This window comes from Phenylobacterium sp. CCH9-H3, assembly GCF_001557235.1.
In the GTDB taxonomy this organism is placed as follows: Bacteria; Pseudomonadota; Alphaproteobacteria; order Caulobacterales; family Caulobacteraceae; genus Phenylobacterium.
The window spans coordinates 1-355 of sequence record NZ_LSJI01000002.1; the positions used below are offsets into that span (position 1 = coordinate 1).

Below are 355 nucleotides of genomic sequence, written 5' to 3' on the forward strand. Positions count from 1 at the left end.
GGCGGTGACGGTGGCGGACCTGGAGGGGGCGGGGGCGGCGCTGCTGGCGTTGAACAACGCCCATGCGCGGGAGCTGTCGTGGCTGACGGCGGACAGGCTGGCCGCGCTGGTGGGCGAGGCGTTCGCGGCCCGGCGCGTGGGCCTGGCCGACGCCCTGTTGATCGCCTTCGACCAGGACGCCGCCTACGACAGCCCCAACTTCCTGTGGTTCCGCGATCGGTACGACCGGTTCGTCTATGTGGACCGGATCGTGGTGGCGGAGGCGGCGCGGGGGCGCGGGCTGGCGCGGGCGCTGTACCTCGACCTGTTCGCGGCGGCGAAGGCGGCCGGCCACGCGCGCGTCGTCTGCGAGGTC

Annotated in this window: 1 protein-coding gene; it reads left to right on the top strand. The window is 74.6% G+C overall.

Annotated features, from left to right (window positions below):
* Positions 1 to 4 precede the first annotated feature (4 nt).
* Positions 5 to 355 (top strand): GNAT family N-acetyltransferase (locus tag AX721_RS00060; protein ID WP_082769813.1); only part of this gene is annotated, 351 nt, incomplete at its 3' end.